The sequence below is a fragment of the Microbacterium sp. ZXT2-5 genome (assembly GCF_055329545.1).
Genome location: NZ_JBUZWD010000002.1, coordinates 378,192 through 400,763 on the forward strand (window position 1 = coordinate 378,192; position 22,572 = coordinate 400,763).

The 22,572-nt window shown below is 72.0% G+C and carries 22 protein-coding genes; 16 read left to right on the forward strand and 6 right to left on the reverse strand.

The features are described 5' to 3' along the window. The first annotated feature begins 88 nt into the window (after positions 1–88). Genes ACZBH1_RS15270 through holA form a run of 3 tightly spaced genes read left to right on the forward strand, consistent with a single transcriptional unit; the run spans position 89 to position 4,213 of the window. Positions 89–709 (forward strand): helix-hairpin-helix domain-containing protein, encoded by a 621-nt coding sequence (locus ACZBH1_RS15270; protein ID WP_463646872.1) that lies wholly within the window; start codon positions 89–91, stop codon positions 707–709. Further along, a complete protein-coding gene (locus ACZBH1_RS15275; RefSeq protein WP_463646873.1) occupies positions 706–3,120 on the forward strand; it encodes a ComEC/Rec2 family competence protein in 2,415 nt (804 codons plus the stop codon). The genes ACZBH1_RS15270 and ACZBH1_RS15275 overlap by 4 nt, the downstream gene beginning before the upstream one ends. A 55-nt stretch (positions 3,121–3,175) precedes the next feature. After that, complete coding sequence (holA, locus tag ACZBH1_RS15280; RefSeq protein WP_336397070.1) at positions 3,176–4,213, forward strand: DNA polymerase III subunit delta; 1,038 nt, start codon at positions 3,176–3,178, stop codon at positions 4,211–4,213. A gap of 124 nt (positions 4,214–4,337) precedes the next feature. Here holA and rpsT read toward each other — a convergent pair whose 3' ends face one another. Both rpsT and ACZBH1_RS15290 read right to left on the reverse strand, forming a co-directional pair. Further along, a complete protein-coding gene (gene rpsT, locus ACZBH1_RS15285) occupies positions 4,338–4,598 on the reverse strand; it encodes a 30S ribosomal protein S20 (RefSeq protein WP_463646874.1) in 261 nt (86 codons plus the stop codon). Between the two features lie 116 nt (positions 4,599–4,714). Further along, entirely contained in the window at positions 4,715–5,494 is a 780-nt protein-coding gene (locus ACZBH1_RS15290) for an alpha/beta fold hydrolase (RefSeq protein WP_336397072.1), read from the reverse strand. 40 nt (positions 5,495–5,534) lie between these two features. Here ACZBH1_RS15290 and ACZBH1_RS15295 point away from each other — a divergent pair, with 40 nt between their 5' ends. The 12 genes from ACZBH1_RS15295 (at position 5,535) to era (ending at position 17,907) form a co-directional block, all read left to right on the forward strand. Further along, positions 5,535–6,701 (forward strand): pyridoxal phosphate-dependent aminotransferase, encoded by a 1,167-nt coding sequence (locus tag ACZBH1_RS15295; RefSeq protein WP_463646875.1) that lies wholly within the window; start codon positions 5,535–5,537, stop codon positions 6,699–6,701. A gap of 43 nt (positions 6,702–6,744) precedes the next feature. Continuing rightward, entirely contained in the window at positions 6,745–8,595 is a 1,851-nt protein-coding gene (gene lepA / locus ACZBH1_RS15300; protein WP_336397074.1) for a translation elongation factor 4, read from the forward strand. Positions 8,596–8,605: 10 nt separating this feature from the next. Then, the gene (locus ACZBH1_RS15305) at positions 8,606–9,256 is read left to right on the forward strand and encodes a DUF1990 domain-containing protein (RefSeq protein ID WP_336397075.1); all 651 of its coding nucleotides are present in this window, start codon (positions 8,606–8,608) and stop codon (positions 9,254–9,256) included. Between the two features lie 7 nt (positions 9,257–9,263). Beyond that, entirely contained in the window at positions 9,264–10,481 is a 1,218-nt protein-coding gene (gene hemW / locus ACZBH1_RS15310; protein WP_463646876.1) for a radical SAM family heme chaperone HemW, read from the forward strand. A 139-nt stretch (positions 10,482–10,620) separates the two neighbouring features. After that, positions 10,621–11,661 (forward strand): heat-inducible transcriptional repressor HrcA, encoded by a 1,041-nt coding sequence (hrcA, locus tag ACZBH1_RS15315; RefSeq protein ID WP_336397077.1) that lies wholly within the window; start codon positions 10,621–10,623, stop codon positions 11,659–11,661. A gap of 51 nt (positions 11,662–11,712) precedes the next feature. After that, positions 11,713–12,825, forward strand: a complete 1,113-nt coding sequence (gene dnaJ / locus ACZBH1_RS15320) for a molecular chaperone DnaJ (protein WP_463646877.1) — start codon at positions 11,713–11,715, stop codon at positions 12,823–12,825. Between the two features lie 3 nt (positions 12,826–12,828). Then, positions 12,829–13,566: a 16S rRNA (uracil(1498)-N(3))-methyltransferase gene (locus ACZBH1_RS15325; RefSeq protein ID WP_378880999.1), complete on the forward strand. Its 738-nt coding sequence runs from the start codon at positions 12,829–12,831 to the stop codon at positions 13,564–13,566. 86 nt (positions 13,567–13,652) lie between these two features. Beyond that, positions 13,653–14,000 carry an HIT domain-containing protein gene (locus tag ACZBH1_RS15330; protein WP_336397080.1) on the forward strand — a complete coding sequence of 116 codons (348 nt, stop codon included), beginning with the start codon at positions 13,653–13,655 and terminating at the stop codon, positions 13,998–14,000. A gap of 70 nt (positions 14,001–14,070) precedes the next feature. Then, positions 14,071–15,102 (forward strand): PhoH family protein, encoded by a 1,032-nt coding sequence (locus ACZBH1_RS15335; RefSeq protein WP_336397138.1) that lies wholly within the window; start codon positions 14,071–14,073, stop codon positions 15,100–15,102. After that, entirely contained in the window at positions 15,099–15,569 is a 471-nt protein-coding gene (gene ybeY / locus ACZBH1_RS15340; protein ID WP_336397081.1) for an rRNA maturation RNase YbeY, read from the forward strand. Before ACZBH1_RS15335 ends, ybeY begins: the two co-directional genes overlap by 4 nt. Beyond that, entirely contained in the window at positions 15,566–16,948 is a 1,383-nt protein-coding gene (locus ACZBH1_RS15345; protein WP_336397082.1) for a hemolysin family protein, read from the forward strand. Before ybeY ends, ACZBH1_RS15345 begins: the two co-directional genes overlap by 4 nt. Next, complete coding sequence (gene era, locus ACZBH1_RS15350; RefSeq protein WP_463646878.1) at positions 16,945–17,907, forward strand: GTPase Era; 963 nt, start codon at positions 16,945–16,947, stop codon at positions 17,905–17,907. Before ACZBH1_RS15345 ends, era begins: the two co-directional genes overlap by 4 nt. Before the next feature lie 54 nt (positions 17,908–17,961). On the opposite strand, the gene ACZBH1_RS15355 is transcribed toward era, so the two are convergent. Next, positions 17,962–18,588, reverse strand: coding sequence for a hypothetical protein (locus tag ACZBH1_RS15355; protein ID WP_463646879.1), 627 nt, complete (start codon positions 18,586–18,588; stop codon positions 17,962–17,964). Positions 18,589–18,846: 258 nt separating this feature from the next. Between ACZBH1_RS15355 and leuA the strand changes: the two genes are divergently transcribed. Beyond that, positions 18,847–20,607, forward strand: coding sequence for a 2-isopropylmalate synthase (gene leuA, locus ACZBH1_RS15360; protein WP_336397085.1), 1,761 nt, complete (start codon positions 18,847–18,849; stop codon positions 20,605–20,607). A gap of 67 nt (positions 20,608–20,674) precedes the next feature. On the opposite strand, the gene ACZBH1_RS15365 is transcribed toward leuA, so the two are convergent. Genes ACZBH1_RS15365 through ACZBH1_RS15375 form a run of 3 tightly spaced genes read right to left on the reverse strand, consistent with a single transcriptional unit; the run spans position 20,675 to position 22,522 of the window. Continuing rightward, positions 20,675–21,361: a trimeric intracellular cation channel family protein gene (locus tag ACZBH1_RS15365; RefSeq protein ID WP_463646880.1), complete on the reverse strand. Its 687-nt coding sequence runs from the start codon at positions 21,359–21,361 to the stop codon at positions 20,675–20,677. A gap of 55 nt (positions 21,362–21,416) precedes the next feature. Next, entirely contained in the window at positions 21,417–22,058 is a 642-nt protein-coding gene (locus ACZBH1_RS15370) for a hypothetical protein (RefSeq protein WP_463646881.1), read from the reverse strand. Then, entirely contained in the window at positions 22,055–22,522 is a 468-nt protein-coding gene (locus ACZBH1_RS15375) for a MarR family winged helix-turn-helix transcriptional regulator (RefSeq protein WP_463646882.1), read from the reverse strand. The genes ACZBH1_RS15370 and ACZBH1_RS15375 overlap by 4 nt, the downstream gene beginning before the upstream one ends. Positions 22,523–22,572: the final 50 nt, after the last annotated feature.

Consider the following 22,572-nt stretch of genomic DNA (forward strand, 5'->3'; position numbering starts at 1 on the left):
CTCCTCCCCAGGAGCGGACGGGCGCGCGGACTGCACAATCGCGTCCCGGGCGTCCCGGGCGGTCGCGGCGCACTCGTAGCGTGGGCGCGTGACAGTCGGTGCCCGTGACGACCCGGAGCAGGCGCCGGGTCCTGGCGCGCGGCGACGCTTCGGCGCGGGTGCCGTGGTGGTCATCGTGCTCGTGGCCCTCGCCGTCACCATCGCGATCGGCATCGTCCGCGGCGCGACGACTCCCGTCGACGAGGTGGCCGTCGACCCCTCGCCGGTCGCGACCCCCGGCGGGGGCGAAGAGCTGTTCGTCCACGTCTCGGGCGCCGTGCGGGAGCCCGGCCTGTACGTCCTCCCCGCCGGCGCCCGGGTGGTCGACGCGATCGCGGCCGCGGGCGGATTCGCCGACGACGCGGCGCGCGATGCGGTGAACCTCGCGCGGCCGATCGACGACGGCGAGCAGCTGCCCGTTCCGCGCCAGGGCGAGGCCGCGCCGCCCACGGCGGCACCGCCGGGACAGGCGCCGGACGGCCGTGTGGACATCAACACCGCCGACGCGACGCTGCTCGAGACGCTGCCGCGCATCGGACCGGCCCTGGCGGAGCGGATCATCGCCTGGCGGGATGACAACGGCGGGTTCACCAGCGTCGAGGACCTGCTGGCCGTCCCGGGGATCGGCGACACCATGCTCGAGGCACTCCGCGACCTGGTGACGGTGTGACACGGCGTCTCCCGGCACTGCGCCTCGTCCCCGTCGCCGGCGCGACGTGGGTGATCGCCGCGGCGGCGATCCTCGCTCCCGCGGCGGCGGGCTGGATCGCGTCGGTGTCCTGGGCGGTCGCCGTCGTCGCCGTCGCCGTCGTCGCGCGAGCGGGTCGCCGCGTCTCGAGCGGGCTTCTCTCCCCGGGCGCGGCGCCGATTCCGGCCGCCGCTGTCGCACCGAGGCTCGGGATGCCGCCCCGGACAGCACGCGTCGTCCTGGCGGTGATCGTGCTCGCCGCCGCGGCGGCGGGTACGACCGCCGCGCACGTGGTGGCGGCCGGGCCTGGGCGCCAGGCCGTCACGGAGCTGGCCCTGCAAGGCGGCCGGGCGGTCGACGTGCGGGCCGACGTGGTCGGCAAGGTCGAGCGGCGCGCCGGCACGCTCTCGTTCGCCGCGCGCGCCCGCAGCGTCAACGCCGGCAGCAAGACCCACCGCGTGGCGATCGACGTCACGGTACGCGTCGCTCCCGACGACGTGGACCGCCCGGACCTGCTCGATGTGGGCGCCGACGTCGAGGTCCACGGCACCGCGAGCACTGGCCGGGCGGGGGATCGCGCGGTCCTGGTGCTGTGGGCATCTCGCGGCGTGGAGGTCCGGCAGGCGGCGAACGGTGCCGCGGCGCTGACCGGCGACCTCCGGCGCGGCCTCGTCCGCGCCGTCGCGGATCTGCCGGGGGCGGGCGCCGGGCTCGTGCCGGGGCTGGCCGTCGGCGACACGTCGATCGTCTCCCCGGAGCTCGACGCCGCCATGAAGGAGGCCTCCCTGTCGCATCTGACCGCCGTCTCCGGCGCGAACTGCGCCCTCGTCGTGGGCATCGCGTTCGGCCTCGCGGCGGCGGCCGGCGCCTCCCGCGGGCTGCGGGTCGGCTGCGCGCTGGCGGTGCTGCTGGGCTTCGTCGTCCTGGTGACCCCCGAGCCGAGCGTCGTTCGCGCCGCGACCATGGCGGCGATCGCGATGCTCACCGTCCTCCTCGGCCGTCCCGGCGCCGGAATGGCGCTGCTGTGCCTCGCGGTGACGCTGCTCCTCGTCTTCGACCCGTGGCTGGCGGCATCCCTCGGATTCGGGCTCTCCGTCGCCGCGACCGGGTCGTTGCTGCTGTTCGCGCGCCCGCTCGCCTCCGGGCTGGCCCGCTGGGTACCCCGTCCGCTGGCGCTGGCGCTCGCGGTGCCGCTGGCGGCTCAGCTCGCCTGCGGCCCGTTGCTGATCCTGATCCAGCCCACGGTGCCGGTCTACGGCGTGGTGGCCAACCTGCTGGCAGGTCCGGCCGCGCCGGCGGCGACCGTACTCGGCCTCGCCGCGTGCCTCAGCGCGCCGCTGCCGTGGCTGCAGTCGGGCCTCGCGGTGCTGGCATGGGTGCCGGCGTCCTGGATCGCGGCGACCGCGGTGACGATGTCGGAGCTGCCCGCCGACCAGCTGCCGTGGCCCGAGGGCGTGCCCGGCGCCGTGGCGCTCGCGCTCGTCGGTCTCACGGTCGGCGCCGCGATCGCGCTTCCGCGCGCCGGCCCACCCGCGCTTCGCGCCGCGCGCGCCGGCGCGGCGGTCCTCGTGGCGACGGTGGTGGGGGCCGGACTCGGCACGGGCGCGCTGGCGACGGTCGCCGGGCGTCTGACCCTCCCCTCGGGGTGGGCGATGCTGGCGTGCGACGTCGGCCAGGGCGATGCCGTGCTGCTGCGCTCGGGCGACGCCGTGGCGCTCGTCGACACCGGACCGGACCCCGGCGCCCTCGAGGCATGCCTGTCGCGCGCCGGAGTCGGACGCATCGAACTCCTCGTGCTGACGCACTTCGACCTCGACCACGCGGGCGGTCTCGACGCCGTGCAGGGGCGGGTGGGCACGGTGCTGCACGGCCCCACCGACGCCGCCGGGCACGCCGGGATCGCCGCCCTCGAAGCGGCGGGCGCCCGCGCCGTCGAGGCGTCCGCGGGGATGTCGGGGTCGCTCGGCGGGGCGCGGTGGCGGGTGCTCTGGCCGCGCGCCGACAGCCGCGCCTACCCGGCCGGCAACGACGCGAGCGTGGTGCTGGACGTGCGTGGCGGCGGCGTGCCGCCCACCCTGCTGCTCGGCGACCTGTCCGCGTCGCCGCAGCGCGCCCTCGTGGCATCCGCGACGCTGGACCCGCCGTACGCGATCGTCAAGGTCGCCCATCACGGCAGCGCGGATCAGGATGCCGCACTCTACGCCGCCGCCCGGCCCGCCGTCGCGGTGATCACGGTCGGGCTCGACAACGACTACGACCACCCGCGCCCCGAGCTCCTCGCGGTCCTCGCGGACGCCCGCGCACGCGTGGTGCGCACCGACGAGGACGGATCCGTCGCGCTGTGGACGACGGCCGGGGGAGCGGTGGCACTCTGGCGCGACCGGGGCGGCTGATCGCTCATGGGGGGGCGCCGCGGCTCGCGTCGGCGGTCGTCGGTAGGCTGAGGGGATGGCATCACCCGCGCGCCGATCACCGGCGAAGTCGGCGCGCAGCGCCATCCCTCAGCTGTCGTGGCGCACCCCGCAGCCGGCTCCCGTCGTGCTCGTGTCCGGCCCCGAGGAGGTCTGCGCCGAGCGCGCGATCGCCGGTGTCCGCGACTATCTGCGCGCAGAGGATCCGACGCTCGAAGTGTCCGACATCCGGGCCGACGACTACCCGGCGGGGTCTCTGCTGGGTGTGACCTCGCCGTCCCTGTTCGGCGAGCCGCGCCTGGTGCGGGTCAGCGGCGTCGAGAAGTGCTCCGACACCTTCCTCTCCGAAGCGCTCGCGTACCTCGCCGCCCCGCAGGACGGCGCCACGGTCGTGCTCCGGCACACCGGCGCGAGCGTGCGCGGGAAGAAGCTCCTCGACGCGATCCGGGCAGGCCAGGGCGCGGGGGTGGAGATCGCCTGCCCGGCGATCAAGCGGGACTCCGACAGGTTCGACTTCGCGGCGGGAGAGTTCCAGGCTGCGCGCAAGCGGATCGCCCCGGTCGCGCTGCGCGCGCTCGTGTCCGCGTTCGCCGACGACCTCACCGAGCTCGCCGCGGCGTGCCAGCAGCTCATCGCCGACGTCCCCGGCGACATCACCGAGCAGATCGTCGAGCGGTACTACGGCGGTCGGGTCGAGACCTCGGCCTTCACCGTCGCCGACACGGCCATCGCCGGGCGCTACGGCGAGGCGCTGATCGCGCTCCGGCACGCGCTGGCCTCGGGAGCCGACCCGGTCCCGCTGGTCGCCGCGGTCGCGATGAAGCTGAGGACCATGGCCAGGGTCGCAGGCAACCGCGAGCCCGCCGCGGCGCTCGCCGCGCGCCTGGGCATGAAGGACTGGCAGGTCGACCGCGCGCGCCGCGACCTGGTCGGGTGGAACGAAGAGAGCCTGGGCCGCGCGATCCAGGCGACGGCGCGCGCGGACGCCGAGGTCAAGGGCGGCTCGCGAGACCCGATCTTCGCGCTGGAGCGCATGATCACGGTCATCGCCACGCGCGCTCCCTACGGCTCCTGACCCCGCGGGTCCTCGCCGCTCGGGGGGCGTCGCCGACACCGCCGGCGCCGTGGACATGCGAAAGGCCCGCCCCTCGCGGGACGGGCCTTCTCATGCGACGCGGACCTGCCGAGCCGTTCCGGCGTCAGAGCGCAGCAACCTGCTTGGAGATCGCCGACTTGCGGTTCGCCGCCTGGTTCTTGTGGATGACGCCCTTGCTGACGGCCTTGTCGAGCTTCTTGGTGGCCTTGCCGAGCGCCATCTCAGCGGCCGCCTTGTCGCCCGCGGCGACGGCCTCGCGCGTGCGGCGCACGAGCGTCTTCAGCTCGCTCTTGACGGACTTGTTGCGCTCTCGCGCCTTCTCGTTGGTCTTGTTGCGCTTGATCTGCGACTTGATGTTCGCCACGTGTCGACGTTTCTTTCGTTCGAAGGGAATCGGATTGATGATGCCGGTCAGCGGGAGAGGGGCGCTGCTCGGCGGTCGTGAGGGCGAACCCACACGCAAGCCAAACAAGGATTCTATCAGGTCGGTCGCCCGGTCGATGACGGGAGTCCGCCGACGCTGCGGCCCGGGTGCTCATGCTGCCCCGCCTCGAGCGTAGCGAGGGCGACCTCCAGCACCGCATTGAACACCCGCGGGCGCATCACGGTGACGTGATGGGTCGTGCGGGGGACGACGATGAGCTCGGCGTGCTGCGCCACGCGGGTGAAGAGCCGCTCATTCACCCGCAGCTGGTCGTACTGCCCGTTGACGATCCACAGCGGCACCTCGATGCGCCTGAGCGCCGACAGCAGGTCCAGCACCGACAGACTCCGCAGGGCGACGTCCTGCGCGTCCAGCGCGTAGCCGCCTGCCCCGAAGTCCGCGCGGGTCTCCTCGGGGAGGATGCGATCGAGCATCCGGTCCGTCAGCCACATGCCCCGGTCGGGGAGCGAGTCGAAGCCCCGCGCCAGCAGGCGGTAGGCCCGCAGGCCGATGCCCCGCGGGATCGCGGTGCACGACGCCGCGATGAATCCCGAGACCGGCGGCCGCTCCTCGGCCCCCGCGTACTCGATGCACAGCAGCCCGCCCATGGAGTGCCCCACCAGCAGCACCGGGCCGCGCTCCGCCGCGGCCTGCACGGCGTCGTCGATCGTGGCGAAGGCGGACTCGATCGTGAACTCCTCGCGCATGCGGGATCCGTGCCCGGGCAGATCGACCGCCGTGACCGGGGTCCCGCGCGCCTGGAGATACGCGACCTGCGACCGCCACATCGTCGCGGATGTGCGGATGCCGTGGACGAGGACGACGTGGACCGCCATGACGACAGGCTAGCCACAGCGCCCGCCCTAGCATGGCGGCATGCCCGAGATCGCCCCGCACATCGCGCGCATGCCCGGCTCGGGCGTGCGACACATCCTCGAGCGCGCGCTGCGCCGGCCGGGCACCATCGTCCTGGCCGTCGGCGAGCCCGGAGAGGTGGCGGGCGCGGCGATCAGAGACGCGGCGGCGGCGGCGTGGACGGCCGGGGCCATCCGCTACACGCCGAACGGCGGCATCCCGGCCCTGCGCGAAGCCATCCGCGCGAAGCTCGCGCGCGAGAACGGGCTCGAGGCCGACGTCGAGCAGATCTGGGTGACGGTCGGCGCGACGCAGGCGCTGCACCTCGCGATGGCCCTGACCCTGTCGCGCGGCGACGAGGTGCTCGTGCCCGACCCCGGGTACACGACCTTCACCATGAACGCGCACCTGCTGCAGGCGACGCCGGTGCCCTACCCCCTGCGTCCGGACCGCGGCTTCCAGCCCGACCTGGACGAGCTGGACGCCCTCGTCACCCCGCGGACGCGCGTCCTGATCGTGAACACGCCGTCCAATCCGCTGGGGTCCACCTTCGATCGAGCGACACTCGAGGCGCTGATGGCGCTGGCTCGACGGCACGACCTGTGGGTGATCAGCGACGAGGTGTACGAGCGCTTCACGTGGGGGCATCCGCACGTGAGCCCGGCGACCCTGGACGACGACGGACGGGTGCTCTCGGTGTTCTCGATGTCGAAGACGTACGTGATGACCGGTGCGCGGGTGGGCTGGCTCGTGACGCCTCCCGGATGGCGCCAGACCATGCTGCGGGTGCAGGAGTCGGTGGTCAGCTGCGTCGACGAGCCCGCGCAGCGGGCGGCTGTCGCGGCGCTGACGGGGGAGCAGACCGCCGTCGCGGCGAGTGCGGCGCACTACCGCGACAACCTGGCCGCCGCGACGGCGCTGCTGGATGCCCGCGGCCTGCGCTATCTCGCACCCACCGGCGCGTTCTACCTCTGGATCGACGTCTCGCACGCCTCGGGCGGCGACGTGGTCGCGTGGTGCGAGCGGTTCCTCGACGAGCACGGGGTGGCCGTCGCACCGGGCAGCGCGTTCGGGGCCTCCGGCGAGGGATGGGTGCGCGTCTGCGTCGCGAGCGACAAGGCGGAGCTGCTGGAGGGCCTCAGCCGCCTGCCGGCCCCGGCGCGGCCTGCGCACGGCGGGATCCGGTGACGCGCAGGGTCGCGGCATCCGTCACCCGTACAATCGTCTGGACATGTCACCCCGTGCCCTGAAGCCTCTCGAGCCGTCTGCGACCCCTCCTGAGCTGATCCGCAACTTCTGCATCATCGCCCACATCGACCACGGAAAGTCGACGCTGGCGGACAGGATGCTGCAGATCACCGGCGTCGTATCCGACCGCGACATGCGCGCGCAGTATCTCGACCGCATGGACATCGAGCGCGAGCGGGGAATCACGATCAAGTCGCAGGCCGTCCGCATGCCGTGGTCCACCGCGGACGGGACGTTCGCGCTGAACATGATCGACACGCCCGGGCACGTGGACTTCACCTACGAGGTGTCGCGCTCGCTCGCCGCCTGCGAGGGCGCGATCCTGCTCGTCGACGCCGCGCAGGGGATCGAGGCCCAGACCCTCGCCAACCTCTACCTCGCGCTCGAGAACGACCTGCACATCATCCCGGTGCTCAACAAGATCGACCTCCCGGCAGCCGACCCCGAGAAGTTCGCCGCCGAACTGGCCAACCTGATCGGCGGCTCGCCCGACGACGTGCTGCGGGTGTCCGGCAAGACGGGGATGGGCGTCGAGGACCTGCTGGACCGCATCGTCGAGCAGATCCCCGCGCCCACGGGCGACGCCGACGCCCCGGCCCGCGCGATGATCTTCGACTCGGTGTACGACTCGTACCGCGGCGTCGTGACGTACGTCCGCATGGTCGACGGCAAGCTCGAGCCGCGCGAGCGGATCCAGATGATGTCGACGCGAGCCACCCACGACCTCCTCGAGATCGGCGTGTCCAGCCCCGAGCCGGTGCCCACCCGGGGTCTCGGCGTCGGCGAGGTCGGCTACCTGATCACCGGCGTGAAGGACGTGCGCCAGTCGAAGGTCGGCGACACGATCACCAATCAGCGCAAGCCCGCCGCCGAAGCCCTGCCGGGGTACACCGACCCGAAGCCGATGGTGTTCTCCGGCATCTACCCGATCGACGGCAGCGACTACGGCGATCTGCGCGAGGCGCTGGACAAGCTCAAGCTGTCGGATGCCTCCCTCCAGTACGAGCCCGAGACGTCGGTCGCGCTGGGCTTCGGCTTCCGCTGCGGCTTCCTCGGGCTGCTGCACCTCGAGATCATCACCGAGCGCCTGTCGCGCGAGTTCGACCTCGACCTCATCACGACCGCGCCGTCGGTGACCTACGAGGTCACCACCGACACGGGGGAGACGGTCGTGGTCACCAACCCCAGCGAGTACCCCGACGGCCGCGTCGCCGAGGTCTCGGAGCCCGTGGTGAAGGTGGGGATCCTGCTGCCCAAGGACTACGTCGGCACGGTCATGGAGCTGTGCCAGTCGCGCCGCGGGTCGCTGCTGGGCATGGACTACCTCAGCGAGGACCGCGTCGAGCTGCGCTACAACATGCCGCTCGGCGAGATCGTGTTCGATTTCTTCGATCAGCTGAAGTCCAAGACCCAGGGCTACGCGAGCCTCGACTACGAGCCCGCCGGCTCGCAGACGGCCGACCTGGTCAAGGTCGACATCCTGCTGCAGGGCGACAAGGTCGACGCCTTCAGCTCGATCGTGCACCGCGAGAAGGCGTACGCGTACGGCACCATGATGACCGAGCGCCTGCGCAAGCTCATCCCGCGGCAGCAGTTCGAGGTGCCGATCCAGGCCGCCATCGGCGCCCGCATCATCGCGCGCGAGAACATCCGCGCCATGCGCAAGGACGTCCTGGCGAAGTGCTACGGCGGTGACATCTCGCGCAAGCGCAAGCTCCTCGAGAAGCAGAAGGAGGGCAAGAAGCGCATGAAGATGGTCGGGCGCGTGGAGGTCCCCCAGGAGGCGTTCATCGCCGCGCTCTCGGGTGACGTCGAGACCAAGGGCGCCAAGTAGGCTGGTCCTCATGCGTCGAGGGACCTTCCGTGACGACACCGTCGACTACGCCGCCGTCGGGGCGACGCAGGCGGCCGATCTGATGCACTTCCCGCCGGAGCGCAGCATCCCCGCGGAGCAGTCGTGGCGCATCGGCAGCGGCGAGGCCCGCTTCCACGCCGCGAGCGATGCGCTGCTGTCGTGGACCGCCCAGCGCGGCGCCGGACTCGAGGTGACCGACGTCCGCCCGGCTTCCGGGCCGATGTACTCGGGCGTGAGCTTCGACGCCGAGGGCAACCCGGTCGCGCCGAGCCGCACCGAGTCGGAGCAGCGCTTCGACGCCGACGGCACCCCGTACGTGGGGCCCGGCACGACGATCCGCGTCGCGGGCCGCGTCAAGGGGCTTCGGGCGGATGCCGAGCTCCGGGTGATCTTCGCCATCGAGGAGCCCCGGCGCGTCGGCTTCGCCCTGGGCACGGTCGGCGACTCGGTGGTCAGCGGCGAGGAGTCGTTCATGCTGGACTGGAACGACAAGGACGAGGTGTGGTTCACCGTTCGCGCGTTCGACGCCCCGCACGCGCTGCTGTACCGGATGCTGCCCGCGCTGACCAGGCGCCGCCGGCGTGAGCTGTTCACGCGCTATCTGCGCGCGATCTCGCCGCTGTACACCACCCCCGCGTGAGGCGCTGATGGGCTCCGCTCTTCCTCTCGGCGAGCCCGTTCCGGCGGACGGCTCGCTGCCGGCCGGCATCCGCATCGATCAGGCCACCGACTTCGGCGTGTACCTGCACGTGCCCTTCTGCCGCGTGCGGTGCGGGTACTGCGACTTCAACACCTACACGGCGTCCGAGCTGCGCGGGGCACGCCAGGACCAGTACGCCGACACGCTCCTGCGCGAGATCGGCCTCGCCCGGAGCGTCCTCGAGCGCGCCGGCGGCACCCGGCCTGCATCGACGGTCTTCTTCGGCGGAGGCACGCCCACGCTGCTGCCGCCGGGGGATCTCGCGCGCATGCTCGACGGGGTGCGCGAGGCGTTCGGGCTCCGGGACGACGCGGAGATCACCGTCGAGGCCAATCCCGACACGGTGTCGCCGGCGGTGGCGGCCGAGCTGGCGGCAGCGAGGGTCACCCGGATGTCGATCGGCATGCAGTCCGCCGTCCCCCGCGTCCTGGCAGCGCTCGACCGCACCCACGACCCCGACAACGTGCGCACCGCCGTGTCGGCCGCACGCGAGGCGGGACTCGACGTCAGCGTCGACCTCATCTACGGCGCACCGGGCGAGACGCTCGACGACTGGCGCAGCTCCCTCGCGACGGCCGTCGCGCTGGAGCCCGACCACATCTCGGCCTACGCGCTGATCATCGAGGATGGCACCAAGCTCGCCCGTCAGATCCGCCGCGGCGAGGTCGCCGCGCCCGACGACGACCTGCAGGCCGACATGTACGAGCTCGCCGACGACCTGCTGTCCGTCGCCGGCTTCGACTGGTACGAGGTGTCGAACTGGTCCCGCGGCCCCGAGCACCGCTCCCGGCACAACCTGGCGTACTGGACGGGGACCGACTGGTGGGGCTTCGGCCCCGGCGCCCACAGCCACGTCAACGGCGTGCGCTTCTGGAACGTCAAGCACCCGGCGGCCTACGCCCAGCGCCTCGCGGCCGGCGAGTCGCCCGCGGCGGGGCGGGAGATCCCGGATGCCGCCGCCCGCGGTCTGGAGAGCGTACTGCTGCGCACCCGCATCCGCGAGGGGATGCCCGTCGACGAGCTGCTGGGCGAGGGTCGGCACGCGGTGGCCGCGCTGATCGCCGACGGCCTGATCGAGGGGCGGGACGCGCTCCGGGGCCGTGTCGTGCTCACCCGACGCGGGCGGCTCCTGGCCGACGCCGTCGTCCGGGCGCTGACGCCGTGAGGCGCCCGCGCCGGGGCGTGCCGGGGCGGAGCCGCGCGGAGATCTGCGGACGCGGCGTCGCTCAGCGATCGTGACGGGCTCATCGGATAGAATTGGCACTCCAGTCATGCGAGTGCCAGATCGGGCGTGAGGAGGCGTGATGGTCAGCGAGCGCGGACTCCAGGTGCTGCGGGCGATCGTCCAGGACTACGTCGACACGCGCGAGCCGGTCGGCAGCAAGGCGATCGTCGAGCGGCACGCCTTCGGCGTCTCTGCGGCGACCATCCGCAACGACATGGCCCTGCTCGAAGACGAGGAGCTCATCGCCGCCCCGCACACGTCGTCCGGCCGCGTGCCGACCGACAAGGGGTATCGGGTGTTCGTCGACCATCTGGCGGAGCTGCGGCCGCTCTCGCCGGCGCAGCGGTCCGCGATCGCCTCGTTCCTCGACGGCCCCGGAGACCTCGACGATGTGCTCGTGCGCACGGTGCGCGCACTCACGCAGCTCACGGGCCAGGTCGCGATCGTGCAGTACCCGTCGTTCGCCCGCGCCACCGTCACGCACGTCGAGCTCGTGCAGCTCGGCGCCGGGCGCATGCTCGTCATCGTCGTCACCGACACCGGCCGGGTCTCGCAGCGGCTCGCCTTCGTGGGCGACGAGTTCGACGAGGCCGATCTCGCGCGCATCCGTGCCGAGCTCGGCACGCTGCTGGTGGGCCGGCCCGTCCGGGAGGGGCTGCAGCGCATCGCCGACCGCCTGGAGGCGCAGGCCCCGCAAGCCCCCGCCCACGAGCGCGCCACCGACGAGATCGTGCGTGCGGTCGCCGAGGAGCTCGAGGAGTTCCGCCAGGACAGGCTCGTGATGGCCGGCAGCGCCAATCTCGCGCGCAGCGAGTCGGACTTCCGCGGCAGCATCTATCCGCTCCTCGAGGCGATCGAGGAGCAGGTGACGCTGCTGCGGCTCATGGGCGAGATGGTGGCCGACGAGCAGGGGCTCGCCGCCAGCATCGGACGCGAGAACGAGCCGTTCGGCCTGGCCGAGGCATCCGTCGTCGCCAGCGATTACGATGCCACCGGCTCGCTCGCGCGTGTCGGCGTGCTCGGCCCCACCCGCATGGACTACCCCTCGAACCTCGCGGCGGTCCGTGCCGTCGCGCGCTACCTCACGCGCATGCTCGAGCAGGACGACAGCTCCCGCTGACGCGGACGCGTACCCACGATCCCGCGGCGCCGCCGCGGCAGGAAGGCGAAAGTGGCTGACCACTACGAGGTCCTCGGCGTTTCGCGCGAGGCCACCCCCGACGAGATCAAGAAGGCCTACCGCAAGCTCGCGCGCCAGCTCCACCCGGACGTGAACCCCGGCGAGGACGCGGCCGAGAGGTTCAAGCTCGTCACGCACGCCTACGACGTGCTCAGCGACCCCGAGCAGCGCGCCCGCTACGACGTGGGCGGCGCCGATTCTCCGTTCGGCGGCGCCGGCGGGTTCGGCGGGTTCAACGACATCTTCGAGACCTTCTTCGGCGCGGCCGGGGGCACGCGCGGCGGCCGGCCGCGGTCGCGGCGCGAGCGCGGGCAGGACGCCCTCGTGCGCGTCACCCTGGAGCTCGGGGACGTGGTGTTCGGCGCCCACCGCGACATCGACGTCGACACCGCCGTGCTGTGCGAGACCTGCCAGGGGTCGTGCTGCCAGCCCGGCACCAGCCCCGTGACGTGCGACATCTGCCACGGCACGGGCAACGTCCAGCGTCAGGTGCGGAGCCTGCTGGGCAACGTCGTGACGTCGCAGCCGTGCAACGTGTGCCAGGGCTACGGCACTACGATCCCGTACCCCTGCGCGACGTGCCAGGGGCAGGGGCGTGTGCGCGCGCGCCGCACCGTGTCCCTCGACATCCCCGCCGGCGTGGAGACCGGCCTGCGCCTGCAGCTGCCGGGCTCGGGCGAGGTCGGCCCCGCCGGCGGCCCGAACGGCGACCTGTACATCGAGGTGACGGTGTCGCCCCACGAGGTGTTCAGCCGTGACGGCGACGACCTGCTGGCGACCCTCGAGGTGTCGATGCCCGACGCGATCCTCGGCACGACCACGACGATCCAGTCGCTGGACGGCCCGGTCGAGCTCGAGGTGCGCCCCGGCGTGCAGGCCGGCGACATCCTGACGATCAAGGGGCGCGGCATCACCCCGCTGCGCGGCTCGCAGCGCGGCGATCTCAAGGTCGGCGTGCACGTGGTGACCCCGACGCGGCTGGACCACAAGGAGCGCGCCCTGATCGAGGAGTTCGCCAAGCGCACGAAGGCCCCCGGTCCCCGGCTCGCGGAGTTCCACCAGGGACTGTTCGCCAAGTTGCGCGACCGCTTCCGGAACGGCTGAGCCATGCCGCTGCACTTCCTCGTCGACGACGCCGCTGGGCTCTCGCCCGGGAGGACCGTGACCTTGACCGGCCCCGAGGCGCATCACGCCGCCACCGTGCGCCGTGTCCGCGTCGGCGAGGGCGTCACCGTCGGCGACGGGAGGGGTGCGTGGCTGACCGGCGAGGTCGAGGCCGTCGCGCCGCGCGAGGTCGTCGTCCGGGTCCGCGAGCGGACGGATGCCCCCGCACCGCGACCACGGGTCGTGCTCGTGCAGGCGCTGGCCAAGGGAGACCGCGACGAGCTCGCCGTGCAGGCGGCGACCGAGCTGGGCGTGGACGAGATCGTGCCGTGGCAGGCCGCCCGGAGTGTGTCGCGCTGGGACGCGGCGAAGGCGTCGAAGGGGCGGGCGCGATGGGCCACGATCGTCCGCGAGGCCGCGAAGCAGGCTCACCGCGCGTGGCTCCCGGACGTCGCGGAGCTGACGACCACCGCTCAGCTGGCACGCCGGGCGGAGGCATCCGTCGTCCTGATCCTGGAGCCGACGGCGACGGAGCCCCTGAGCGCCCTGCGGGTGGGCGAGGGGGAGGAGCGCGACATCGTCCTCGTCGTCGGCCCCGAGGGCGGCATCGCCCCCGAGGAGCTGGACGTCCTCACCGCCGCGGGCGCCCGGGCCGTGCGCCTGGGCGACACCGTCCTGCGCACCTCCACCGCGGGCCCGGCCGCCCTGGCCGTCGTCAGCGCGGCGCTGGGACGGTGGTGAAGGGTGGGCCGTGCGCCGGGCCGGCATGGCGCACCGGTCGATCGGCGCCCGAGCCGGTGGCAGGGCCCCGTCGCTAGACTTGCCGCATGAGCGAACCCTCGATCTTCACGCGCATCCACAACGGGGAGATCCCGTCCGAGATCATCGCAGAGACCGAGAACGCGTTCGCGATCCGCGACATCCACCCGCAGGCGCCCGTGCACCTGCTGGTGATCCCCAAGAGCGAGGACTACCGGAACGTCGTCGAGCTCGCCGCCGGCGACCCCGACCTGATGGCGGAACTCGTGGGCCTGGCCAACAAGCTCGCCGCCGAACACGCGGACGGCGACTTCCGGCTGGTCTTCAACACCGGCCCCAACGCGGGCCAGACCGTCTTCCACGTGCACGCCCACGTGCTCGCGGGAGGCCTCGAAGAGAAGAGCGTAGGTGCCTGACCAACCTGCTGATCACGACGCGCGCGAGCGCGCCACCACCGTCGAACGCGTCTGGGCCGATGGCGTGGCCATGGTCCAGCTGCTCGGCCCGCAGGACCGCCTGCTCCGCGTGGTCGAGCGGGAGCACCCCGATGTCGACGTGCACGTGCGCGGCAACGAGATCACCCTGACCGGCGAGGCCGGAGCGGTCGCCGCGGCGCGCTCCCTCGTCGACGAGCTGCTCACGATGACCAAGGCCGGCCACGCGCTGGGCGAGGAGGACGTCGCTTCGTCGAACCGCATCCTGCGCACCGAGGGCGGGCCGCGTCCGTCGGAGGTGCTCGGAGAGGCGATCCTGTCGTCGCGCGGCAAGATCATCCGGCCCAAGACGCTCGGCCAGAAGGCCTACGTCGACGCGATCGACGAGCACACGATCGTGTTCGGCATCGGCCCCGCCGGCACCGGCAAGACGTATCTCGCCATGGCGAAGGCCGTCCAGGCTCTGCAGCGCAAAGAGGTGAGCCGCATCATCCTCACGCGCCCGGCCGTCGAGGCGGGGGAGCGCCTGGGATTCCTCCCGGGAACGCTGACCGACAAGATCGACCCCTACCTGCGCCCGCTGTACGACGCGCTCAACGAGATGATGGACCCCGAGCTGGTGCCCAAGCTCATGGCGACGGGCACGATCGAGGTCGCGCCGCTGGCGTACATGCGCGGCCGCACGCTGAACGACTCCTTCGTCGTGCTCGACGAGGCGCAGAACACCACGCCCGAGCAGATGAAGATGTTCCTGACCCGCCTCGGGTTCGGAACGCGCATGGTCGTCACCGGCGACATCACGCAGATCGACCTGCCGCAGGGCGCCTCCGGCCTGCGGCTGGTGACGCGGGTGCTGAACGAGGTGGACGACATCCACTTCTCGTACCTCACCAGCCAGGACGTGGTGCGTCACACGCTCGTCGGCCGCATCGTCGACGCCTACAGCGAGTACGACGAGCGCCGGCTCGCCGCGCGGAGGGAGCGCGACGAAGCATCCGAGTTCGCCAATCGCGCGGAGCGCCGGGCCGCGACGGTCCGCCACGGCGGACCGCGCGACCACCTTCCGAAGCGAGGACGCGCATGACCATCGAGATCGGCAACGAGTCCGGCATCGCCGTCGACGAGACCGTGCTGCTGCGGCTCATGGAGCACCACCTCGCGGAGCTGCACGTCAGCCCCGACGCCGACATCGCGATCCTCCTCGTGGACGAGGGTGCGATGGAGGCCCTGCACGTGCAGTGGATGGACGAGCCCGGCCCGACCGACGTGCTGAGCTTCCCGATGGACGAGCTGCGCCCCGGCACCGAGGACGCGCCCACGCCGCCGGGGCTCCTCGGCGACATCGTGCTCTGCCCGCAGGTCGCCGAGACGCAGGCCGTCGCGGCGAAGCACTCGACCCTCGACGAGCTCATCCTCCTCACCACGCACGGCCTGCTCCACCTCCTCGGCTTCGACCACGCCGAGCCGGAGGAGGAGCGCGAGATGTTCGGACTGCAGCGCGAGCTGATCGCGGCGTTCCAGGCGTCCGAGCGTCGACGACCGCGCACATGACCGCCGCTCTCCTCCTCGCCGCCGCGGTCCTGCTCCTCGGGTTCGGCGCGCTGATGGTCGCGATCGACGCTGCGCTCGGCGTGACCTCGCGCGCCGACCTCGCCGAGCTGGGCGCCGAGGGTCGCAACGCGGACGCCCTGCGGCGCATCGCCGCCGATCCGGACGCGCACGCGAACGCCGTCGTGTTCATCCGCGTCCTCGCCGAGACCACGGCCGCAGTCCTCGTCACGGTCGCCTTCATCCTGCTGTTCGACGACACCTGGTGGGCGATGCTCGCCGCGGCGCTGCTGATGACGGGCGTGTCCTACGTCGTGGTCGGGGCCAGCCCCCGCACCGTGGGCCGCCTTCACGCGAAGGGCCTGCTGCGCGGTGCGGCGCCGATCATCCGCGGCGTCCGCGTCATCCTCGGCCCCCTCGCCCATGGGCTGGTCGCCCTCGGCACGCGCATCACCCCGGGCGCCTCGCGCGGCTCGTCGTTCGCGTCGGAGGAGCAGCTGCTCAGCATCATCGACGAGGCGGCCGAGAACGAGCTCATCGAGCAGGACGACCGCGAGCTGATCCACTCGGTGTTCGACTTCACCGACACGTTCGTGCGCGCGGTGATGGTGCCACGGACCGACATGGTCACGGTGGATGCCTCGACCTCGACCCGCGAGGCCATGACGGTCTTCCTCGAGAAGGGCGTCTCGCGTGTGCCGATCGTGGACGACGAGGCCGACGACGTGGTCGGAGTGCTGTACCTCAAGGACCTGGTGCAGTTCGCCTTCCGTGACGAGGTGGGCTGGCGCGACGCCCCCATCAGCCGCATCGCCCGCCCCGCCGTGTTCGTGCCGGAGTCGATGAAGGCCGAGACGCTGCTGCAGCAGATGAAGCGCGACGCCGTGCACGTGTGCCTCGTCGTCGACGAGTACGGCGGCGTCTCGGGACTCGTGACGCTCGAGGACCTCATCGAGGAGCTCGTCGGCGACATAGCCGATGAGTACGACCCGCGCGCCACGGAGGTCACCGAGCTCGAGCCCGGTCACTACCGCGTCAGCGCACGGCTCGGGCTCGACGAGGTCGGCGACCTGTTCGGCATGGAGCTCGAGGACGAGGACGTCGACTCCATCGGCGGACTTCTCGGGAAGGCGCTCGGCCGCGTCCCCCAGCCGGGCGCGACGGCGGAGTACGCCGGCCTCGTGCTCACCGGCGGCGCCTCGCGCGGCCGCGGCCGCGGCATCTCGACGGTCTTCGTCGAGCGCGGCGAGACGCCACCCGACTCCTCGCGTCAGCCGCGGACCGGCGAGAACCGCACGGTCGGCACGCGCACCGGCGAGATCCGCACCGTGAGCCCCCGCAGCGGAGAGGTCCGCCTGCCGAGGAAGGAAGACACGCCATGACCGATTCCGACACCGGCCGGGACCCCGAGGCCGCTCCGGCCACCGAACCGACGGCTTCTCCCGCGCCCGTCGACGGGCGCTCGGGCTTCGTGACCTTCGTCGGCCGCCCGAACGTCGGCAAGTCCACGCTCACCAACGCCCTCGTGGGCGAGAAGGTCGCCATCACGAGCGACAAGCCGCAGACGACGCGGCGCGCGATCCGCGGCATCCTCAACCGGCCCGGCGGCCAGCTGGTCATCGTGGACACCCCCGGGCTCCACAAGCCGCGCACGCTGCTGGGCCAGCGGCTCAACGACCTCGTCGAGCAGGTGCTCGGCGATGTCGACGTCATCGGGTTCTGCGTCCCGGCCACCGAGAAGGTCGGCCCCGGCGACCGCCGCATCGCGGAGTCGCTGGGCGGCTACGGCAGGGCGAAGAAGGTCGCGATCGTCACGAAGACCGACGCGGCGACTCGGGACCAGATCACCGAGCGTCTGATCGAGGTCGACCAGCTGCGCGAGGACTGGGCCGCTGTCATCCCGCTCTCGGCGCTCACCCGCGACCAGCTGGACGTGCTGAGCGACGAGCTCCTCTCGCTGATGCCCGAGGGGCCGGCGCTGTACGCCGACGACGTCGTGACCGACGAGTCCACCGAGGACCGGGTCGCCGAGATCATCCGCGAGGCTGCGCTGGACGGCGTGCGCGACGAGCTGCCGCACTCGATCGCCGTCGTCGTGCAGGAGATCGCGGCCCGCGAGGACTCCGACATCACCGACGTCTTCGCCGACATCGTCGTCGAACGCGACAGCCAGAAGGGCATCATCATCGGGCACAAGGGCTCCCGGCTGCGCGACGTCGGCGCCCGCGCACGCGCGCAGATCGAGCCGCTGCTGGGCACCAAGGTGTTCCTCAAGCTGCACGTGCGCATCGCGAAGGAGTGGCAGCGCGACCCCAAGCAGCTCGGCCGTCTCGGCTTCTGAGCCGCCCCTGACTCCGGAAGGATGCCGCGCCCCGGTCGTGCACTCGGCGCCGGGTCAGCCGCCGCTCTCGCGCAGCGCGGAACGGATGAGCACGACGTCCTCGCCGAACTCGCGGTCGGCGGCGTCCTGCCAGGTGCCGTCGTCCCAGACGACGTCGACCCAGAGCCGCCCGTCCTGCGGGTATGAGCTCAGATACGACGAGCCGAGGCGATCGGGCAGCTCCTCCTGGATGCGCGCGAGCGTCTGCTCGTCGCCCGCACCGGGCTCACCGCCGGTGGGGTCCTCGGGGGCCATCGGGTCGTAGAGGGCCAGCATGACGGGCGGCTGCGTGACGGTGAACGACTCGCCGTCGAAGGTGCCCTGCAGCGCGTACGCGCCCCACGTCACGTCACCCGACGACTCGGCACCCTCGACGCCCTCCCACGTCCAGTCCTCGAGCGGGATGCCGGAGCACTGCGGGGGGTACGACTCGGCCACCGGCCCGAGGCAGAGCTCCGGGACGCTGCCGGTGTCCAGCACCGTCCCCACCGCCGTCACCTCGCCCTCGGGCGGCACGGGGGTGACGGCGCCGAGCGACGGGGGAGAGGGCGTTCCTGATGGCGCCGCACCCGCGCAGCCGGCGAGGGCGAGCGCGGTGACGGCGACGATGGCGAGGCGCAGCGGACGACGAAGACCTGTCATGTCCTCTTGGTGTCGCCCGCGCGCCGATCGTCTCAGAAGCGGATGCCGCGGCATCCGGCGGTCGTCACGCGTTCGCCCTGTCTCGCGACGGGGTGTAGCCTGGTGCCATGCGCTTCCGCGGGCTTCTCCTTCTTAGCCGCCGCGACGAGACCTCGATCTAGGGCCTTCCTCGTCGCGGAGCTTTCGTTGGCCCGCATCATCAGGCATCGAGCCGGGCCGATCCGGTGACCGCTCGAGAACAGACGGAAGCGACGAATCATGGAGAACACCCAGAAGCCCTCGGGCATGCCGATCCACAAGTATCGGCCCTTCCACGAGCAGATCCGGGTGGATCTGCCCGACCGCACCTGGCCCGACCAGCGGATCACCGCCGCGCCGCGGTGGTGCGCCGTGGACCTGCGCGACGGCAACCAGGCGCTCATCGACCCGATGAGCCCCGAGCGCAAGCGCATCATGTTCGAGCTCCTGGTGCGGATGGGGTACAAGGAGATCGAGGTCGGCTTCCCGTCGGCGAGCCAGACCGACTTCGACTTCGTGCGCCAGCTCATCGAAGAGGACCTCATCCCCGACGACGTGACGATCCAGGTCCTGACGCAGGCCCGCGAGCATCTGATCGAGCGCACCTACGAGTCGATCGCCGGCGCCAAGCAGGCCATCGTGCACCTGTACAACTCCACGAGTGTGCTGCAGCGCGAGGTCGTGTTCCGCACCGACCGCCAGGGCATCGTCGACATCGCCCTCGAAGGCGCACGGCTGTGCCGCGAGTTCGAGAAGCGCATCCCCGAGACCCAGGTGTTCTACGAGTACTCGCCCGAGAGCTACACCGGCACCGAGCTCGAGTTCGCACTCGACGTCTGCAACCGGGTGATCGAGATCTTCGAGCCGACCCCGGAGCGCAAGGTCATCATCAACCTCCCCGCCACGGTCGAGATGGCCACGCCGAACGTCTACGCCGACTCGATCGAGTGGATGAGCCGGCGCCTGGCGCATCGCGAGAACGTGATCCTGTCGCTGCACCCGCACAACGACCGCGGCACCGCGATCGCCGCCGCCGAGCTCGGCTATATGGCCGGCGCGGATCGCATCGAGGGATGCCTGTTCGGCAACGGGGAGCGCACGGGGAACGTCGACCTGGTGGCGCTCGGCATCAACCTGCTCACGCAGGGCATCGACCCGCAGATCGACTTCAGCGACGTCGACCAGGTCAAGCGGACCGTCGAGTACTGCAACCAGCTGCCCGTCCACGAGCGCAGCCCGTGGGCCGGCGACCTCGTGTTCACCGCGTTCAGCGGTTCGCACCAGGACGCCATCAAGAAGGGCTTCGAGGCGATGGAGGCCCGCGCCGCGGCGGCCGGGGTGACTGTCGACGACATCGACTGGGCAGTTCCGTACCTGCCGATCGACCCCAAGGACCTGGGACGCTCGTACGAGGCGGTCATCCGGGTCAACTCGCAGTCGGGCAAGGGCGGCGTGGCCTACCTGCTGAAGACCGACCACTCGCTCGATCTGCCCCGCCGGCTGCAGATCGACTTCTCGGGCGTCGTGCAGGCCAAGACCGACGCCGAGGGCGGCGAGGTCACGAGCGAGCAGATCTGGAAGATCTTCACCGACGAGTACCTGCCTTCCGACAACGCCGACGAGCGCTGGGGCCGGTTCGAGCTGCTGGCGACGAGCACGCGCAGCGACCTGTCGGGCGATGTCTCGCTCGACATCACGCTGCGCGACGGCGACGAGCGGTTCGAGGCATCCGGGCGCGGCAACGGTCCCGTCGCGGCGTTCCTCGAGATCATCCGCGCGCAGGGATTCGACGTGACGCTCTACGACTACGTCGAGCACGCCCTGAGCGCAGGCGGCGACGCGCAGGCCGCCGCGTACATCGAACTGCAGGTCGATGGCGAGCGCCTGTGGGGCGTCGGCATCGACTCCGATATCTCGACCGCGTCGCTGAAGGCGATCGTGTCGGGCGTGAACCGCGCCATCCGCACGCGGCAGCGCTCCGGGGCCCTCGCGGGCGTCTGAGCGCGAACCGTCGACGGGCGTGCGCGGGTGATCCCCGCGCGCGCCCGTCGGTGTGTGGTGGGCGTCGTCAGGGCTTGACGATGGGGATCGTCGACGTCTCCACGGCCACCTTGCGGCGGTAGAGGGCTCGCTGCTCGGGCAGCGAGATGTCGAAGATCACCGCGAGAAGGCGGATCACCGCCGTGACGAGGATGCCGATCGCCGACGCCGCGACGACGTTCAGCCCGAGCTGCTGCGAGACCGCCAGCACGAGGCATCCGGCACCGGCGGCGACCGCGTAGAGCGAGCCGACGTGCATGATGGCGACCGGAAGCCCCATGATCATGTCGCGCAGGATGCCGCCCCCCACGGCGGCGCAGACGCCGACGAACACGGCGGGCACCACGGGGAGACCGAGGGCCAGCGCCTTGCTGGTGCCGAAAGCGCCGAACATGCCGATGACCACGGCGTCGAGGCCGACGATGAGGGCGTTGAGGCGCTGGAAGACGCCGGCGAGGAGCATCCCGAACAGCGCCGCGCCGGTCGCGGTCAGCAGGTACCAGTTGCTCTGCAGCGTGGTCGGCGCGACGTTCAGGAGCAGGTCGCGGATGAGGCCGCCGCCCATGCCCACCACGACGCCGATGATGGCGACGCCGAGCAGATCGAGTCGGCGCTGGCCCCGGAAGCCGGAGGCGAACAGGGCGCCCTGCACCCCTCCGAGGGCCACGGCGGTGAGATCCGCCCACAGCGGGATGATGAAGACCGGCTCGTTCACAGGACCATTGTCGCGTCCGCGCGGCCCGGGCTGCGCAGCGCGCCCGCAGGAGGACTCACGGGATGTGGGTGCGCACCGCCTGCAGGAAGCCGTCGACGTCGTCGGCCCAGAGCCGCACGGCGTCGATCTCGACGTCTCGATCCGACACGCGTGCGAGGACCGGTCGCTCGAGCACGACCAGGATGTTGGTCTCGTTGGCCATGCGCAGGGACAGCGTGCGGCCGTGCTGCTCGTCGCGCAGCTTCGGCGCCTTCTCGACGACGTCGTGCGATCTCTCGACCGATGCGACGACCTCCCACGGCAGGTCGATGTCGACGTCCGCGCCGGCACGTGCGCGGATACCGGCGGCTCCGACGGCGTGCGGATGGGTGAGGTAGCTGAGCGCGAGACCGATCATCCAGGTCAGGCCCCAGATGCCCGCGACGAGCAGCGGGATACGCACCCACGGCCAGGGATGCACGATCAGGTCGATGATCGGGATCTCGACCGCCGACAGCACGATGAACACCATGAGGATCGTCATGACGGGTGCGTGGTAGGCGAAGGCCGTCGCCCCGGCCGGAACGCGCGGACGCCGGAAGATCCAGCGGTAGAGGCTCTGCCACACGCCGATCTCGGCGCGCCAGGCGAGCCGTGCGAGCCGCAGCACGCGGCCGCGCGCACGGACCTCGGTGCCGCTGTCCGTGGAGAGATTCATGCCGAGTCCGCCCGACGCTTCTCGCGCGCCTCGTGCTCGGCGACGAGTGACTGCAGCCTGGCGAGGACGTGCTCCAGCACCCGGCCCGCCGCCGTCACGGACTCCTCGTCGAGGCCCTCGACGAGGTCGGCGCCGAGCACCTCGTGCTCGGCATCCATCCGCCGCATGGCGGACCGTCCGCGGTCGGTCAGCGTCACGAGCACGGCGCGGCGATCGGCGGGATGCGGCTGCCGGTGCGCGAACCCGGTCGCTTCGAGCGCGTCGACGAGCGTCGTGACATGACGCGGCGTCACACCGAGCGCTTCCGCGAGCTGGGCCTGCGTCGCCGGACCTCGGTGGTGCAGCAGCCACAGCAGATGGGTGCGGGGCTGGGTGAGACCACGTCGCTCGAGTTCGCGGCGCTGGTCGTCCTCCAGCACGACGGAGATCGCAAGGAGGGTGTCCAATATGTGAGTCCCCGACATAGTGAACAATGTACACGGTTATTCCGATGCGCTGGCCGCCCGCCCGCCGC